14 protein-coding genes and 2 CRISPR repeat arrays (1 of these 16 running past the window's edge) are annotated in these 17,492 nt (G+C 56.4%); of the genes, 9 read left to right on the top strand and 5 right to left on the bottom strand.

Going from position 1 to position 17,492, the window contains the following annotated elements; translation table 11 throughout:
* Nucleotides 1–586: direct repeats of the CRISPR family, unit length 30 nt; unit sequence GTTACAGACGAACCTACGTAGGGTCGAAGC; it reaches 1,811 nt to the left of the window's first position.
* A gap of 118 nt (nucleotides 587–704) precedes the next feature.
* A CRISPR array of direct repeats spans nucleotides 705–2,923; the repeat unit is 30 nt; unit sequence GTTACAGACGAACCTACGTAGGGTCGAAGC.
* 307 nt (nucleotides 2,924–3,230) lie between these two features.
* Nucleotides 3,231–3,842, top strand: coding sequence for a site-specific integrase (locus tag C451_RS00490; RefSeq protein ID WP_007736470.1), 612 nt, complete (start codon nucleotides 3,231–3,233; stop codon nucleotides 3,840–3,842).
* Nucleotides 3,843–4,022: 180 nt separating this feature from the next.
* Here C451_RS00490 and C451_RS00485 read toward each other — a convergent pair whose 3' ends face one another.
* From C451_RS00485 to C451_RS23340, 3 genes are all read right to left on the bottom strand, one after another.
* Nucleotides 4,023–4,709 carry a DUF6338 family protein gene (locus C451_RS00485; RefSeq protein WP_007736469.1) on the bottom strand — a complete coding sequence of 229 codons (687 nt, stop codon included), beginning with the start codon at nucleotides 4,707–4,709 and terminating at the stop codon, nucleotides 4,023–4,025.
* Between the two features lie 12 nt (nucleotides 4,710–4,721).
* Entirely contained in the window at nucleotides 4,722–4,952 is a 231-nt protein-coding gene (locus tag C451_RS00480; RefSeq protein WP_007736468.1) for a hypothetical protein, read from the bottom strand.
* Nucleotides 4,953–5,210: 258 nt separating this feature from the next.
* Nucleotides 5,211–6,266: a transposase gene (locus tag C451_RS23340; protein WP_241431120.1), complete on the bottom strand. Its 1,056-nt coding sequence runs from the start codon at nucleotides 6,264–6,266 to the stop codon at nucleotides 5,211–5,213.
* 980 nt (nucleotides 6,267–7,246) lie between these two features.
* On the opposite strand from C451_RS23340, the gene C451_RS00470 reads away from it, so the two are divergent.
* Nucleotides 7,247–7,549, top strand: a complete 303-nt coding sequence (locus tag C451_RS00470) for a winged helix-turn-helix transcriptional regulator (protein ID WP_161605804.1) — start codon at nucleotides 7,247–7,249, stop codon at nucleotides 7,547–7,549.
* Nucleotides 7,550–7,828: 279 nt separating this feature from the next.
* On the opposite strand, the gene C451_RS00465 is transcribed toward C451_RS00470, so the two are convergent.
* Both C451_RS00465 and C451_RS00460 read right to left on the bottom strand, forming a co-directional pair.
* The gene (locus tag C451_RS00465) at nucleotides 7,829–8,362 is read right to left on the bottom strand and encodes a hypothetical protein (RefSeq protein ID WP_007736463.1); all 534 of its coding nucleotides are present in this window, start codon (nucleotides 8,360–8,362) and stop codon (nucleotides 7,829–7,831) included.
* 18 nt (nucleotides 8,363–8,380) lie between these two features.
* A complete protein-coding gene (locus tag C451_RS00460; RefSeq protein ID WP_007736461.1) occupies nucleotides 8,381–8,965 on the bottom strand; it encodes a DUF7437 domain-containing protein in 585 nt (194 codons plus the stop codon).
* Between the two features lie 471 nt (nucleotides 8,966–9,436).
* Here C451_RS00460 and C451_RS00455 point away from each other — a divergent pair, with 471 nt between their 5' ends.
* From C451_RS00455 to C451_RS00430, 7 genes are all read left to right on the top strand, one after another.
* Nucleotides 9,437–10,162: a DUF4129 domain-containing protein gene (locus tag C451_RS00455; protein ID WP_152420288.1), complete on the top strand. Its 726-nt coding sequence runs from the start codon at nucleotides 9,437–9,439 to the stop codon at nucleotides 10,160–10,162.
* The gene (locus tag C451_RS00450) at nucleotides 10,155–10,772 is read left to right on the top strand and encodes a DUF7269 family protein (RefSeq protein ID WP_007736457.1); all 618 of its coding nucleotides are present in this window, start codon (nucleotides 10,155–10,157) and stop codon (nucleotides 10,770–10,772) included. The genes C451_RS00455 and C451_RS00450 overlap by 8 nt, the downstream gene beginning before the upstream one ends.
* Complete coding sequence (locus C451_RS00445; protein WP_049912582.1) at nucleotides 10,769–12,052, top strand: DUF58 domain-containing protein; 1,284 nt, start codon at nucleotides 10,769–10,771, stop codon at nucleotides 12,050–12,052. The genes C451_RS00450 and C451_RS00445 overlap by 4 nt, the downstream gene beginning before the upstream one ends.
* A complete protein-coding gene (locus C451_RS00440; protein ID WP_007736455.1) occupies nucleotides 12,052–12,771 on the top strand; it encodes a DUF7519 family protein in 720 nt (239 codons plus the stop codon). Before C451_RS00445 ends, C451_RS00440 begins: the two co-directional genes overlap by 1 nt.
* Nucleotides 12,772–13,358: 587 nt before the next feature.
* Complete coding sequence (locus tag C451_RS00435) at nucleotides 13,359–14,321, top strand: AAA family ATPase (RefSeq protein WP_007736454.1); 963 nt, start codon at nucleotides 13,359–13,361, stop codon at nucleotides 14,319–14,321.
* 158 nt (nucleotides 14,322–14,479) lie between these two features.
* Nucleotides 14,480–15,289 carry an STT3 domain-containing protein gene (locus tag C451_RS23335; RefSeq protein WP_241431119.1) on the top strand — a complete coding sequence of 270 codons (810 nt, stop codon included), beginning with the start codon at nucleotides 14,480–14,482 and terminating at the stop codon, nucleotides 15,287–15,289.
* The gene (locus C451_RS00430; RefSeq protein WP_449271486.1) at nucleotides 15,184–17,421 is read left to right on the top strand and encodes an oligosaccharyl transferase, archaeosortase A system-associated; all 2,238 of its coding nucleotides are present in this window, start codon (nucleotides 15,184–15,186) and stop codon (nucleotides 17,419–17,421) included. The genes C451_RS23335 and C451_RS00430 overlap by 106 nt, the downstream gene beginning before the upstream one ends.
* The last annotated feature ends 71 nt before the right edge of the window (nucleotides 17,422–17,492 follow it).

Below are 17,492 nucleotides of genomic sequence, written 5' to 3'. Positions count from 1 at the left end.
TTCCACGAGCGGATGCGCTCGGAGGTGTTACAGACGAACCTACGTAGGGTCGAAGCACTTGACGACCCTGGGGTTCCACCGAGATCTCGACGGTTACAGACGAACCTACGTAGGGTCGAAGCGCCCTGTCTCGGCTCATGTATCCCCAAACTATCCCGTGTTACAGACGAACCTACGTAGGGTCGAAGCACAGCGGGGACGATCTCCTCCTTGCCGAACTCGAACGGTTACAGACGAACCTACGTAGGGTCGAAGCATGAGGCCGCCCTCGGTCGGTGCTCGCGCTCGCTGGGTTACAGACGAACCTACGTAGGGTCGAAGCCTCGACCCTTGTCGTCGATCGAGATCCCGCCGACGGTTACAGACGAACCTACGTAGGGTCGAAGCGGGACGTACTCCGTCGCCCGTTCGGGACCTTTGCTGGGTTACAGACGAACCTACGTAGGGTCGAAGCGTCCCATCGGCGATGGACTGAGTTTGGCTATGCGTCGTTACAGACGAACCTACGTAGGGTCGAAGCAACGTCCGCGACGGCCAGCACGGACTCACCGCTACCGTTACAGACGAACCTACGTAGGGTCGAAGCGTCGAGGAGCGCCTCGACGGTCGCGTGCTCAACGCCTGTTACAGACGAACCTACGTAGGNCGAACCTACGTAGGGTCGAAGCGTCGAGGAGCGCCTCGACGGTCGCGTGCTCAACGCCTGTTACAGACGAACCTACGTAGGGTCGAAGCGCCGACTCGGTAATCGTCACGCCCGGTGAGCGGTTGTTACAGACGAACCTACGTAGGGTCGAAGCAGCCGCCATCTGGTCGGCAGGTTTCTTGAGGATGTGTTACAGACGAACCTACGTAGGGTCGAAGCTTGACATTTTTTGGCCCGTCAGTATCGACAGATATTGTTACAGACGAACCTACGTAGGGTCGAAGCGGCGAGATCGCGATCGACAGCCATGTGGTAGTCGTAGTTACAGACGAACCTACGTAGGGTCGAAGCCGGCCACGTAGACGTCGATCGGGCACCGCTCGACGAGTTACAGACGAACCTACGTAGGGTCGAAGCGATCTGTAAAAATCCCTTCGCCGTCCCACCGGGGCGTTACAGACGAACCTACGTAGGGTCGAAGCGAGAACGAGCGCGAACCCGTCGGTGTCGATGAGATCGGCGTTACAGACGAACCTACGTAGGGTCGAAGCTGGTCGTCGTTGCTTCCGTCGCCGCTGGCGTCGTTGGTTACAGACGAACCTACGTAGGGTCGAAGCTACGAAGAGCTCGGCCTCACGAACGAGGAACTCGCGTTACAGACGAACCTACGTAGGGTCGAAGCGACGCGACCACCGACCGGACATACAACCTGTGGCGTTACAGACGAACCTACGTAGGGTCGAAGCCTCAAGCCGCGAGTTCGCGAGGATGAGCTGCCCCGGTCACAGACGAACCTACGTAGGGTCGAAGCTCATCGTTTAGCCGCGTCTCGGATACGTTCTCATTGGTTACAGACGAACCTACGTAGGGTCGAAGCACTGAGATCGAGGCGCTGTGCGACCCCAGCGCCCACGGTTACAGACGAACCTACGTAGGGTCGAAGCTATGACCCCGACGCGGAGGCGTGGGCGTTGAAGAGTTACAGACGAACCTACGTAGGGTCGAAGCCGGATGGTCCGCTCAACCTCGAGTGGAGCACCCACAAGTTACAGACGAACCTACGTAGGGTCGAAGCACCTTTCGCGCCGCACCTGCCTGGCTCCGCGCACCAGTTACAGACGAACCTACGTAGGGTCGAAGCGGCACCGAGCGCGGTCTCGTCCAGTCGATCCGGCGGGTTACAGACGAACCTACGTAGGGTCGAAGCTTGATGAGATAGGCCTCGTCCTCTTCGAGCTCCACGGGTTACAGACGAACCTACGTAGGGTCGAAGCGGAATATCCTCATCGGGACTCCGGGTGAGGCCGCGGGTTACAGACGAACCTACGTAGGGTCGAAGCGTTTGCCCGCTGTCCCCGGAGTTATCGTGTTTCGCGTTACAGACGAACCTACGTAGGGTCGAAGCTTTGTATTGTTGATGGATAACCTATCACGGTGATCACGTTACAGACGAACATACGTAGGGTCGAAGCAGACCGCCGAGCGGTGGCAGGATCTTACGCACCGCGTTACAGACGAACCTACGTAGGGTCGAAGCCAGTATAAGGAACGGGAGAAAGAGGGGACGAACTGTTACAGACGAACCTACGTAGGGTCGAAGCCGGGGATGAGTGCGCGCCCGGATTCGTGTGGGAACGTTACAGACGAACCTACGTAGGGTCGAAGCTACGGATGAGGGCAACGAGGTGAGCGCATGAGCGGGTTACAGACGAACCTACGTAGGGTCGAAGCGTCGAGGAGCGCCTCGACGGTCGCGTGCTCAACGCCTGTTACAGACGAACCTACGTAGGGNCGAACCTACGTAGGGTCGAAGCGTCGAGGAGCGCCTCGACGGTCGCGTGCTCAACGCCTGTTACAGACGAACCTACGTAGGGTCGAAGCAAGGCTGAGGACATCGTGGGCACGATCCTCGGATGGATTACAGACGAACCTACGTAGGGTCGAAGCGAACTCATCGGCCGCTCACCCGTTTCGCTCGCTCGAGGTTACAGACGAACCTACGTAGGGTCGAAGCATCGTTCCCGTATGTACGTTCGGTCGCCCGTTACGAGTTACAGACGAACCTACGTAGGGTCGAAGCCGGGCGCTGACGACGAGATAGCTGTCCGGCCCGCGTGTTACAGACGAACCCTTGTAGGGTCGAAGCTGGATAGTAAAGTCCGCGGAGCACCACGAGACCCAGTTACAGACGAACCTACGTAGGGTCGAAGCTCGGGTTGACCCATCTCCGTGAGGTTATACTGTTGGGTTACAGACGAACCTACGTAGGGTCGAAGCCACGAAACGGATCTCCACGAAACCTCGGCCGTCGGGAGTTACAGACGAACTACATAGGGCCGAAGCAATCTCGACCAGCTCACCGTCCGTGACCTCAAAGAGCTACAGACGAACCCTCGTGGGAGTCGAAGCGAGAGAACCATCCCGAGGACGATCGCCAGCTACGCCGATGTCGTAGTTGTAGTATAACTACGACACGACCAACCACCCCGACCGCCACACAGACCCTCTCGCAGCGATTTTCACTCACTCGTCCTCGAATCCCATCACATAAATGTCGTAGTTGTCCAGACAAAGGCGACACGCCATGCGCGTCGAACGCAATCAGAACCACCACTCATCGAACTGCTGGCTCACCACCGACGAGTACGAGCAGTTGCGGCGGACGACCGACTCTTATCGCGACGAGCTCATCGTACGTCTCGGCGGCGAAGTCGGCCTCCGCTCATTCGAGATACCACAAATCACGCCCGCCCATCCCCGCCGCGAAGTCATCAACGACGACAGCTACCATTTCCTGCGCGTGCCCGAAGGCAAGGATACTGCCGGCAGCGGTGGGAAGCCCCGCGATGCGTACCTTCCCCGCAGCGTCGAGCGTGATCTCCACCGTTACCAGCGCGCCGAGGAGATCAGCGACGACAACCCCTACATAGATGTGAGCCCGCGCCACCTCCAGCGCATCGTGAAGAATACTGCCGAGCAAACCGCCGAGCGCACCGGCAACGACGACTTTCGGAAAGTCTCCTCGCACGATTTGCGCCGGTACTTCGCGCATACCTGCCTTGTTGAGAAACGCATGAATCCCCGCGTCGTCATGGAAATCGGCGGCTGGGAGGACTACGCGGCCCTAGAGCCGTACTTGAACAAACCGAGTCCGGGAACAATTGTTGCCGAATTCGAGACTGCAGACCTTGCATAGAAACGACACTCCGGTATCGAAGTTTGTCCAGTCGTGTATAGGAAGAATTAGCAATCGAATCCATCTCTATTGCGTGTTTCTCGGCAAATGCCATTTTCTATTCACAAGTATACAGAAGGTATGTTTAGTATTCTATATTCTTCATTTTGTTCTTGGAAGACGAAACAGACGTCTCTGGCATCATTGGGAATCAGAGCCATCATCGTCTTCTTCGTCCCCACCATCGCCAGCGGGGTGTGCTCTGCTTCCTCCATGATTGACCTCGTTCACGACGTGAATCTGCTTGATGTCTTCTTCAAAGAAGATCATTTTTGCCAAACCCATCTCTGACCAGTTCTCTCCATCCCACTCCGCAGGATAATCAAGAGTGATTTGCCGTTCGTTCCCCGATTCACTCCACTCGGCAATGTACCCCTGGAACCATGACTCTGTAGTCAACACTCGGACAAGATTCGCCGTTTTCAGCGAACCTTCCCAAGGCTGGTGGGGATGACTATTCACATCAAATTGTCGTTGAAGTGCTTCGCGAGCGATATACGTGAAATCACCACTGACGGCCACGGCACCGGAAATCCCGACTCCTACAGAGAGAAGTGTGAGTATGAGAACTCTTTCTGGCCTGAACCCCCCTTCAAAGAACAATCCAACTGCTGCTGTTGGGTCGGCAATCTCTCCACCGAACAGCGTGTAGCCCCAGAAAAATAGTGGATCAATGATGAACGCTGCTGCAATGCTCGCACCGAGTAACCGCCCGTCCGAGAGTGATTCTTTGAGGCCACCGAATATGATAGCGGTGTAGACTGCGATGAAGCCAGGTGCAACAACGATTAGCGATAAAAGGACGTTCTCTGGAGAAAGCGCTGGCATCCGAGCTGTTCTCTACTCGTCTTCGGAATCCGACTCGGTGTCTGTTCGCATCTGCATCGGTACGTGTTCGGGAACTATTGTCTCGTGCTCCGCATCCTCGGGGACCTCTCGCTCCTTTCTGAGGGCTTCGGTGTCACGGTTACGAGAGCGAGACTTAGAAAACTCGCCGTCTGTCGTCCGTTTTTTAGAATTGGAACAGATTATTCGATCGTCAGCATCCTGCTCTTGCTCGTCATCGCTCATGTATGAATAGTGTATTGATTGTCAGATATAACAGTTTCGTACAGTGTATCAGCACAACTTCGGAAGATGGCTGATTCTACAAGCGAAACCGACGGACAGTGACCGTTCTCGTCGATGAAAACTGCGATTAGAGCGAATGCGACCCGCTGTTCAATGCACAATTGATGCTTAGTCGGTGAAAACAGCCAAGAATGGGGTCAACAGGCGCGTCCCGCAGCTATCGAGATTTCGATGAGCGCGAGAACAGAGTGCTCCTCATCAATCGCCTGGCACGATGCAGAATGCGAGAATCTCGATGAACTCGCCGGCTGGGATTGGCGGTCGCTCCCCGAGATGGACGTCCACAGCCTCACGAAACAAGAGATTCGTCAGCCGCCACACGTTGTACATCACAACGCCAATCACGAAATACAGGAACCGTACTCGATAGTCCATTGACCCAACCGTCGGCAGGAAGTGCTTCTTGATCGTCTTGTATTCGTTCTCGATCTCCCACCGCTGCCTGTACTGGCCCACGAACCCTTGAACCTGCTCTACTGGGACATCTCGGTTGGTCGTGAACACCGCGTGAGCTCCCTCTTCCTTCGTTGATGGCACGTACATGATGCTCCCTGTATGGATGCGACTTTCATGCCTGTGTGGTACGTTCCGAACGACGCCTGTATCGGTAACGGACTCACGTTCCAGCTCTTCGATGTCTTCGATTTCGGCCGTGTACTTTCGTTTCGGGATGAGATAGATCATGTCGTGGCGGTCGATGACGTCTCGAACACCATTCGCGTCGAATCCGCGGTCACAGAACACCTTGTGGATATCAACGTGCTGCTCGGCCTGTTCCAACAATTGATCGACGAGATCTGCCTGTGACGTATCTCCTATTTCTCTCGTCTCCCACTTGGATTCCCGGCGCACTGGCTCGACACCGAGGACAATCGGCGTATCCTCTCCGATGATGGTAATTGTCGCCATCTGGTACCCGTGCTTATGCTTCTCCGTCAGACCGTGTACCATCTCTGGATATTCCCCGCGCGGATACCGCTCTTCTCCATTCACCACTACTGGCTCGTCGCCACGTGCTACGTCTTCGTCGTCCTTGTAGGGCGAGATGAAGACCGGCCACGGTGTGATGTCGATGGCGGCGATGACTGGCTCACGGATACCGCCGTTTGCTCTGACCTCGTCGAGGATCGTCTCGACACCGCGGTGGAATGGGTCGAGCACCTCGTCGCGGATACGCTGCCAATCCCTCGGCCGCCGACCGTCCTCGTAGTCGTCGAGCGTGATCTGCTCGGGAGGGGCGGCGGTCTTCTTCATCGTGCGGAGGTGAGTGTCGCCGTGTGGTGTCTCTCTACGGCTGCTAATGCGCTCGAACCGCTTACTCGACCCTTTCGAGCGCGTCGTCGTACCCCGGTCAGCTATGTTTAGGTAGCCCTGTCGCTCGAAAAATGCCAAATCCTCGAACGTAGCATTATCCGCGCGGGCGCTATCGAATTCGTCGAGACCGCGGTCGCGTGCCGCCCTAACAGCGTCCATGATCTGGTCGTCGGTGATTTCGGCTGCATCTACCTCGTTGGGGTGGAGGCGTGGTTCGTCGTCGGAGACGATACCGTGACCAGCAGCGATTTCTCGTACCACCCGTGCGGTAGCCATGATCATACGTCGATCAGTGAGCGAGAGCCGGTTACGCCAGATGTAACTGATTGACTGTTGCGTCGGTACGCCACCCAATCCGAAGCGTACCCAAAGATACGTCGTACCCTTCAGACGGCGGTGCAGTTCGGACTGATTGACCTCACGGATTTTCATATAGAGGAACATTCTGAGAACCGCTTCGAACTCGAATCTTGCTTTGCCAGAATCGGAATACTGGTCGGAGAACGTCTCATCTGAGAGATTAAGATTGACGACGACACGAGTAATGTGATCGTGAAGCTCGCATAGCTCGTCGATATCAGTTCGAAGAGACTCCGAAACTGGTGGTTCCTCTCCGGTCGGCTGGTAGTCATCCAGCAAATGTGGTGTTGATCGTGAGTCGTTGGTCACGGTGGAGTGGTGTGGTTGGAGGGTCTGATCCGAGTTCACGCCTCAAGTTCTATACTCTACTATAGTCTATAGCTCGTCTGAACACATTCTCTCATCGTGGGTGTAAATAGCTATTGGACATTTTCAGAATAAACATCTAAGTAGATGCGGTCCTAAACGAAGTCTTAGTAGGAGTCCACAACAGGACAAATGTTGATATAACCACCATGGAAAACCCAAAATTTCTCAAAAGGCGAGGCGCACCGGCAATCTTGCTCGAGATTGCGGACGGTGACCGTCAGTTCTCGGACCTGCAAGACCCAATTGCGGTCAGCCCGAACACGCTCTCGAAGCGGCTTCGAGAGGGCGAGAGTGAAGGACTATGGGAGGAGCGCCTCGACAAAAGCGGTGACGGCCCGTCACGGAGGGTATACACGATTCTTCCGACGGGCGAAAAGCTGGCCGAAATCGTCCGCGAGTTGGAAGTGATGGAACTCACCGAGGAGCTTCGAGAAATGGAAGCCGAGCGCGAGCGCCGCCTTAGCGAGGCCCAAGATCGACAGCTCTCCGTATAGAGTGTTAGACGTCGCTCTCGCCCTCGAGAGCCAGCCACGCCACAATGATTGCTCAAGGCGCGGCTCCTCTGTCCCGCGGGACCCAGAGAAGCCAGTATCGGACGAAACCGGCTTTGGCAGTAGTCGGATCACAACTGGATCGTCACCGGCGATCCAGATATGCTGTAGCGTCCGTTTCTGAGTCTGCCATCACAGAACGTGAATCACCTCGGCGCGTTGTTCTCGGGGGACGCTCAGTAGCCCTGTCGCTACGAGTCGCTGCTGCTTCAGAATCGGCTTCTACGACGTGATCCCCTCAATGAGATCGAATCCGTCGACGACCTCGATCTGGCCATTGAATCCGATGTCTTCGACAGCAGCAACGCTTCCCTCTCCGGCGTGGGTGTCTGTCGTGACGAGGGAGATATATGCCGCCTCATCGGCGTCGAGAAGCTGGACAGCAACACCGGCGAGCGCTGTATCGGCCTTTTCAATGGTATCTTCGTTACGGTTCGAAGCCCGCGCGATGTAGCCGCGAACGTCGTCCATAACCGCTGCGACTGTGGAATTCGCGTAGTCGAGGGGGTCAGCGACTTGGACCCAGCCAGTATCGATGGCAGTGTTGATCGGGGTTTCACCAGGTGTACTTCGGTCAGGAGCCCCACCCAGTTCGTCGTAGACGCGGTGAGGGATAACGAACGTCCTGTCGTGCCGTTGTGCGAAGCGGGAGAGGGCAGTGTACTTGTCGTTGTGTTGGCGGCCACACGCGATGAACAGGCCGGTATCAGCGATCCACGCCGAATTCTCGGCGTGGGTCGTGTCGAGTTCCGTCATCCGAGGGTGAGTTCCCGTTTACCCGTCCTCGCGGGGTGGGTTGTCTCGTGCGTTCCGGATCTGACCGAAGTATGGATCGTGGTCTTGCATGTTGAGGACGATCTCTCGGAGAGCGTGCAGGACCGCGATCCCGAACGCCGGCTGGAGATCGAGTTCGCGGGCAGCAACGCGTTCGGTCATCTTGCCCTCTGTATATGGAATCGCGTAGGTGAGTGCGGCGGCGAGCTTGCCGATGCCATGTTTTTCGACGAGGAGGCTGAGATCTTGTTCGCGCGGAATCTGACCAATCGCGTCGATGAGTGTTGGGGTGATAGTGTACTCATCCTCGTCGAGTATCATCGTGAGTACGACAGGGCGGGCGGTGTAGGTATGGGTTTTCTGTGTCTCATCGCGGATGAGCACGCCCAGATCGACGAGCGACGCAGCGTCGGAGTAGGCCGTTGTTCGAGGAATGCCGAGGTCAGCGACGATCTCATCGATAGTCACATCGTCACTCCGGAGAACGTGTGTATAGAGACGGGCAAGGCGCGGCTCGTCGAGAAGATCCGCGACCGCGATGAACCCGTCGACGGCGCGTTCGGGATCGCCTTTGGTTGTCGACATACAATACATGATTCGTGTATTGGGTAATAGACTTTGGGATGGAAACTTCGGAGCATGCCTGAAGGATCTCAGAGAAGTGTGGAACCCTTAGTGGTCAACAAAATATTGCTGATTCCACCATTTTGATGTGAGACCGGTTCGCTAAATGCTGTCTTACTTGGGCATCCGATCGAGAGCTGTATCAACCCGCTCAGTGTCGACGTCATGCTGTGCAGGCCACTCGTCGATCGCGTCGTGTTGATGAGTGATTTCCTGGTCGTCGGTAGAAGCACGGGGATAGGTGGCGTAGCGAGCCATTTTCGGGGCAAACCTATGGATCAGAGATTCGGAGTATTGGTTTCTGAAAAGCTGCCCACTCCTTCATCGTCAGATGAACCGACAGACGTTCTACTATATCGATAGATTAATCTAACCAAGCAAAACCATTCGATACACTGCTATCCACCCTCGCTCGTATCACCTCATCCACCAATGATACACCGAATCACTGGCTTTCGTGACCGCCTGCTCTCAGTGCTTGCTATTGCTCTCTGTGTAGTGCTGCTTGCCGTCGTCGCAGGCACACTCAAATCTTCAATTTCAACGACAGTTGCTCCCCAGCCACCGCAATCAGCACCAACATCCGGTATCTCACTCCTCGCGCTTCTCTTCTTGCTCCTCAACGCATTCCTTGCTTTCTTCGGGATCACTCTTGAGCCTCCATCTGGCGGATTCTCCGGCGGTTCCATCCTTAAACTCATACTCATGATTCTCCAAATCATCTCTCAGCACCGCTTTGTGATTATCTCGACTGTTATTCTCATCACTGTTATCAGTCTCCTCTACCAATATCGCCATCATCTTGCTGTTCCTCGTGTCCTTTACTCATTGAGCGAAGCTACTGAAACGACCACCAAGTCCTCGGCAGCAGCTGCGAGTGCTGACTGGCCACCAGACACAGAACCAGAATCAGTCCAGGAAGCCTGGATTACAATGGTTCAATACGTCGATGACATCGAGGAGCCATCGTCACGAACCCCCGCTGAATGGCAGCAAATCGCGATTGACGCAGGCCTTCCAGCTAACAACGTCGAGACGATCACTGCAACGTTCTGTGCTGTTCAGTACGGGAACGCGCCCGAAACAGACACTCGCCGGAAACGCGTCCGGGCCGCACTCGATAAGCTCGATGACCAACAGGAGGCCACAGATGGATAATCTCTCCCGGACCAGCATTCGTCGCTGGACCATGCTGATAGCATTCGTCCTCGTCACTACTGCTTTCCTCATCACCGGAATCGACGCCATCGATCCATCGTTACTCGAGATACTTCACCATCCTCAAGAGGGTATCTACCTTGTCATGGGATTCCTCCTTATCGCCTTTTTCAGCGGTTCAATCCTTCTCACAGTGTATTTGATTCCGGAAAAGGCAGATGTGGATGGCTACGAGCCGGAAGTCACACCACAGATCCCACACGCGGGCGCAGACGTCGAACCATTGACTAAGAATCCGTTTCTCGGATACCGCATCACTGACGACGAGCAAGAAGCGATTCGAACCCGGCTCCGAGACGCCGTCCTCACCATGATTCAACGTCACACGGGCATCGAAACAGACGACGCCAGCACCCGCGTACGACGTGGTGACTGGACGGAAAACGCTACCGCCGCGTGGTTTCTTGGGGAAACACCACCCCCTCGATCAGTCCGCCTCTACGCACGAATCTCCGATGGACATGCCTTCCAGCACGGAGCTCGTCAAACCGTCCACGAAATCGTCGCCTACGAACAGCGCCACGAATCTCAGAGGGGTCACGCACCATGACATCGGTCGATCGGACGCATCGCTGGCGAGTGGCCTTTGCATTCGTCCTCTTTACGAGCACAGCAGGCCTGTATCTCGAAGCCCCGCTCGTTTTCCTGACGTCGATTCTCGGCGTCGCGTATGCGGGCTATCCACTGTTCGTCGGCCCGCCAACCGTTGATCTCGAACTCTCACGAACAGTCACAGATGAAACGCCCGATCACGGCGACCCCGTGACAGTTACCGTTACCATAACGAACACCGGACCACGGACGCTTGCCGACCTCCGAATCATCGACGGTGTGCCAGCTCTTCTGACTGTCACCGATGGCACGCCACGGCATACAGCCACCCTCCGTCCAGGCACGTCGACGTCGTTCCAGTATACGATCGCTGCGAAACACGGCAGTCATCGGTTCAATCCGACGACGGTGATTGCCCACGATATCAGCGGGAATACGCGTGTTGAGACTGAGATTACAGCCGACGGGCAGACGACCATCCGTGAAGAACTCGAGTGTACAGTCGACCTGCAGGCGTTTCAGTTGCGCCGGCAGGCCCGGCAGTATGCTGGACAAACGCCCGCTGATGCGGGTGAATCAGGGCTCGAATTCCAACAGATACGAGCGTATCAACACGGCGATTCGATGCATCGAATCGACTGGAAGCGATATGCCCGGACTGGGGAACTCACAACGGTGGAATTCCGTGAAGAACACCGGACAGCCGTCGTGCTCTGCCTGGATGCACGACAGAACGCAATTCGAGCTGCCGGATCGACAGAGCCGCACGCAGTAGCGTACTGTGTCGCCGCCGCCCAGCAAGTTACTTCGACGCTCGAACAGCACAGCGAACAGGTTGGCGTCGCCATTTTCGGAAGCGAATTCAACTGGCGAGCACCAAGCGCAGGCCGCGAACAATATGCTCAGATCGAACAGCTATTAGTAGATCATGAATACGACCAGCCGATCTCGGTTGACGGGGACGATATCACGATGTCTTCGATGGAACAGGTTCAGCGGTTAATCACACAAATCCAGGGGAATGTCGAAATCATACTGTTTTCACCACTCATCGATGGGTTCGGCAAGACTGCTGTACAGCAACTAGATGCCCATGGATACGCAGCGACGGTCATCAGTCCGGATGTGACGGCAGACGAGACCGTCTGTGAGGAATTCGTAAGCATCGAGCGTGCGAACCGCGTCCAGATGTTGCGGAATCGAGACATACCGGTTGCGGACTGGTCGCCCGAGAAGCCACTAGTTTGGCCTGTGGGTCATCACGGAGGAGTGTCCTGATGGGTGCGTCGTCTGCTGTGAAACAGCCGACGTACGCGGGAAGTGCACTTGCAGTGCTCTCGGCGGCTTGTGTGACCGGTGTGCTGGCGAGTCAGCCTGTTCAGGTGTCGATTGCTGGTGCCGAGGCGATCGGTGCATTTCTGTTGTTGGGAAGTGGTCTCGTTCGCCGTCGCGGTCATCGCGTATTCGGTGGCGGGCTTATATTTGTGGGGTGTAGTCTCATATGCCTTGCACTTGGTCTGGGCTTGTTGTCTCCAGGCAAGCTGTTCGAGCGGATTGTGTTCTTCGGTGGGACGCTCGCGATGGCGTGTGTCGTCCTCGGTGTGTTTCCGCTCCGGCAGTCGTGGGCTGGCTCTCTCATCGGATTTGGGATCGTGATCTTCGGTTGTGGTCTCGTCTTCTTAGCGTGGATCTCGGATCCGAGTAGTCTTCAACTGTTACTCGGTGTTGGCCTGACGATTGTCACATGGGATATGGCTGAGCACGCAATTGCGCTTGGGAACGACGTCGGGCGGAGCGCACGGACGTACTCAGTAACGGTGACCCATTTCATCGGGAGTCTTGGAATCGGGCTTGGAGGTGGAACGATTGCAATAGTGGTCGACAGCGTGCAGTTGCCAGCGATTCCGATTGCTGCGCTCGCACTCCTCTTAGGGGCTGTTCTCTTGTTGTTGCTCGTGCTCTTTCTCGGAGACAGTGAGTGGTTGTCCGGCACATGAGTCGTGGATTAGGTTCGATTACACGTGTACTGCCACAGCTCTCACCATAATCTTGTATCCAGTCGCCCTTGGAATTGATACATAGAGCCAACCTCCTGCCGCTCCGAGTCGTGAAAATAACTCGGCGTGGTGCGCTCGCCAGAACGTATTAGCAGAATAATTTCAGCTAAAATCTATATCGATAGCGGTGGTTTACTCAGCCAGCAGGATTTCCATAGGTGACAGACTGTCAGTAGCCCAACGTCATTTATGCTATAGGCATCAGCAGAGGAGTTCATAGATTCACGTCCGTGTCTGCTACCGTTGGCTGTTGAGAGTGACTCTACCGCTCGGCTGGTAGATGATTCAGGAGGAAATTCCGAGAATCAGCGCTGATCCTTTAGAACACCCTGTCAGCAAGAGTGGTCATTTCCTGACCGATTTTGGCTCCGAACGAGGGGTGTCGTCGCGCCGATCACGCCGGAACGCCACCCCATCAGCAATCAACCTGCCGGACTTCATCTATCGACCATTCATCAATGTCACATCATTAGTTTCGATCTCGCATCCATCGTCACGAATAAGCGGCTCGGTTCTGGGATGTATGCATGGAAACCACGGACACCGCTGTCGGGGACCCAGGCACGGAGATCAACGCAGTATTTGACTCGCTCTCCACGACCGTCATCGCCGATCGGGAACTCTTAGAAACTGTGCTGCTCGGCACGCTCGCTCGTGGCCACGTCCTGCTGGAGGACGTCCCCGGCACCGGCAAGACCCTGATTGCTCGGAGCGTTGCCCGTACGCTCGGACTCAGTTTCTCGCGGATCCAGTTCACTCCTGATCTCTTGCCTGCCGACGTGACTGGCACCCATGTTTACAACGAAAAGACGGGCGAGTTCGAGTTCTCACGAGGTCCGGTGTTCGCCAACGTCGTGCTTGCTGACGAAATCAACCGCGCGCCGCCGAAAACACAGGCTGCACTCCTCGAAGCGATGGAAGAACACCAGGTCACCGCTGACGGCGAAACTCACGATCTCCCCGAACCGTTTTTTGTGATCGCCACCCAGAATCCCGTCGAGATGGCCGGTACGTTCGAACTTCCTGAGGCCCAGGTCGATCGTTTTCTCGTCAAGACTACGATCGGCTACCCTGGCGAGGAGGGCGAAACCGAACTTCTCCGTCGCCGGGACGATAGAAATTTACAGAGTCCATCTGCAACAGAGGTACTCTCGGCCGATGAAGTCCGCGCGCTCCAAGACATACCCGAGTCGATTCGAGTCAAGGAGGATCTGCTTGAGTACATGGTCGCGCTGTCGCGAGCGACCCGCGAACACTCAGCATGTAACGTCGGTGTATCTCCCCGTGGAACCCAGCGATTGTTCGAGGCTGCCCGTGTACGGGCGATACTCTCGGGCCGCGAGTACGTCACGCCAGAAGATGTGAAACGAATCGCGCAGCCGGTACTCGCTCACCGACTCGTACTCACGCCCGATGCTGTAGTTGAGAGTGTCGACAAGCACGGCGTAATCAAGGATGTACTCGACGACGTGTCGGTCCCGACGATCTAGACAGAACTCGGCTAGTTAGATTCGTCATGCACGGCCATCTGCGAAATTTATACTGGTTGTAGGATTCGCAAACTGTTTTCATTACGGATATAGATAACCGACACATACTGACAAAGACATGAAAAGCCATATATACATCTTGTGACTGCGTGGGATTAATGAGCCAACGTAGGGAGCAACTCATCGAGCGATTCCCAGCGCTCGGTGCTGTCGAGTCGTGGTATCATATTCCTCTTCTGGTGGTACTCGTCGGGTTCATGTTTTGGATTCGGGTGCGCAACTGGCAGCGATTCCTCGTCGGCGACGAGATCCTCTTCAGCGGCAACGACGCTTGGTATCATCTCCGGCAGGTGCAGTATACGGTCGCAAACTGGCCGTCGACGCTGCCGTTTGAGCCGTGGACAAGCTTCCCTACAGGAACGGCAATCGGCCAGTTCGGAACGCTGTACGATCAGATCGTCGCCACCGCGGCGCTCGTCATTGGACTCGGTAATCCCACCGAACAGACCACCGCACTCACTCTACTGTTCGCACCCGCAGTGCTCGGGACGCTTGTTGCGATTCCGACGTACTTCCTCGGCAAGCGGTTCGGCGGACGATTCGGTGGCGTGGTCGGCGTAGCGATCCTCGCGCTCTCGCCGAGTACGTTCCTTGCACGCTCAGTCGCGGGATCCTCTGATCATCACGCAGCGGAGGCGTTGTTTCAGGTGTTTGCGGTCGCCGTGATCGTGATCGCACTCACGATCGCCGAGCGCGAGAAACCTGTCTACGAGCAGTTCGTCGAACGCGACGTCGCCAGTCTACGCCGGCCAGTCGGCTGGGCCGTCCTCGCCGGGATCGCCATCTCACTGTACATCTGGGTGTGGCCGCCCGGACTCCTGCTTGTCGGCATCTTCGGTGTCTTCCTCCTTGTTGCACTGCCTGCCGTATTCTACTCGGTGAAAGTCCGGAACACGTTGCTATCGTGAGTGCGATCACGCTGTCTGTAGTTGGGGTCCTCACGCTCGCTACCTACCAGACGACCGAGATTAGCGTGACCAGTTTCTCGCTGTTGCATCCCGCACTCGCATTTTTGGGAGCGATCGGCTGTGTGTTCATGGCGTGGCTCGCTCGCACAGTCGAATCACGCGATCTGCCAGCACTGACCTATCCTGCCACGATTCTGGGGGTGTTCATCGCCGGTGCGATCGTGATGGCAATCGCTACACCCTCATTGTTTGACTACTTCCTCAACCAACTCGAACGTGTCATCGGGTTCGGATCGAGCGCGACATCGCTGACTGTCGCCGAAGCCAAGCCGCTGTCATTCAATCCGGAGAGTCGGTACTACTGGCAGGATTTCATCCAGAGTTCCTACGGATTGGCCTTCTACACGGCTGCCGTCGGCGCAGCGATCGTTCTCGGCCGATTCGTTCTCAATCGGAGCAAACAGCAGGCGGCCGGATTATTTGTTCTTGTCTGGGCCGTGCTGATGACCGCGGCGACGTTCACTCAGCAGCGATTCGACTACTATCTCCTCGTCCCGGTTTGCGTGCTGAACGCGGTGCTCATCGGCGAATTGATTCGGTTCCTCGGCTCGACCAATACTGCCTCCAGACTCCGAAATCTCGAAGCCTATCAGGTGGTGACGGTGCTCGCGGCCGTCTTGCTCATCACCACACCGCTCGTCGTAGGCGGCGGCGCAGCGCTGACGACTGCCGGCAGCTATGCGGATACTCGGTCTTCTCCCGGCGGAACCGTCGTCGGCTGGGAGGACAGCCTCGACTGGTTAGCGAACAACACGCCCGCTGAGGGGACCTACGGTGGGTACAACAACTCGATGGACTACGACGGCGACTACCAGCGTACCGATGATTTCAATTATCCCAACGGGGCGTACGGCGTGCTATCGTGGTGGGACTATGGCCACTGGATCACGACGCTCGGTGAGCGCATCCCGACAGCGAATCCCTTCCAGCAGAACGCTCGCCAAGCCGCGAATTTCTTGCTCGCCGACAATACTTCGCGGGCCAACGAGATTGCTCGGATGCCCGACGGTGAGGGCGTGCGCTACGTGATGATCGATTGGCGGATGGCCGATCCGGCTGGTGCGGGCCTGTTCACCGTGCCGTTTACGTGGTATAGTGACGGGCCACTATCGAAATACGACGACTACACCCCGATTGTGACTCAGCAGGGGAGTCAACGTCAACAGCTCTCGCTCGTGTTTTACGCATACGAGCAGCGCCACTACGAAACGATGCGGACCCGACTGTACTCGTTCCACGGGAGCGCAATCGAACCCGAACCCGTGGTGGTCGACTACCAACGCCCGATCACACAGGGTAACTCCCTCCGGGCTGCGTTCCCTCCGTCTGGCAACGAGACAGCAGTCAAACACTTTGACAACATGTCGGCAGCACGGGCGTTCGTCAAAGAAGACGGAACGGCCCAAATCGGTGGTGTCGGAAAGTATCCCCACGAGCGCGTGGCGGCGCTCGAACACTACCGGCTGGTCGACGCGAGCAAGCGGGCTTCACGGCAGCTCTCTCAAACGCTGCTCCAGCGGCTCCAAACCACGGGACTGAACGCGAGTGAACTGGCTACCACCACGCCGAGCTGGGTCAAGACGTTCGAGCGGGTGCCCGGCGCGACAGTCGAGGGCACCGCCCCGGCGAATACAACTGTCGAAGCCACCGTCGAGATGCGGATGCCCGGCGCGAACACCACGTTCAACTACACCCAGCAGGCGACCACCAACGGCCAAGGCGAGTTCACGATGACGCTACCGTACTCCACCACCGGCTACGACCAGTGGGGAACCGAAAAGGGCGCAACGAACGTCTCGATTCAGGCGACCGGGCCGTACACCTTCCAGACTCTGGTCGAGGGGTCAGATGACAACGCGACCCGGCGGAACACGACCGCCGAAGTCCCCGAAGGTGCGGTGATCGGTCGGACCAACAAGAGTGTCACAGTTAATCTCCAGCAGGAATCTGTCTCAGCCCCGGTGAGTACCAATGCAACGAATATGACAAGCCAGAATTCAAGCAGGAAGATGTCGGACATACGGCAGGNGTCACAGTTAATCTCCAGCAGGAATCTGTCTCAGCCCCGGTGAGTACCAATGCAACGAATATGACAAGCCAGAATTCAAGCAGGAAGATGTCGGACATACGGCAGGTGTTGAAA

The sequence above is a fragment of the Halococcus thailandensis JCM 13552 genome, from assembly GCF_000336715.1.
GTDB lineage: Archaea > Halobacteriota > Halobacteria > Halobacteriales > Halococcaceae > Halococcus > Halococcus thailandensis.
This window is presented reverse-complemented; position numbering and strand designations above follow the sequence as displayed.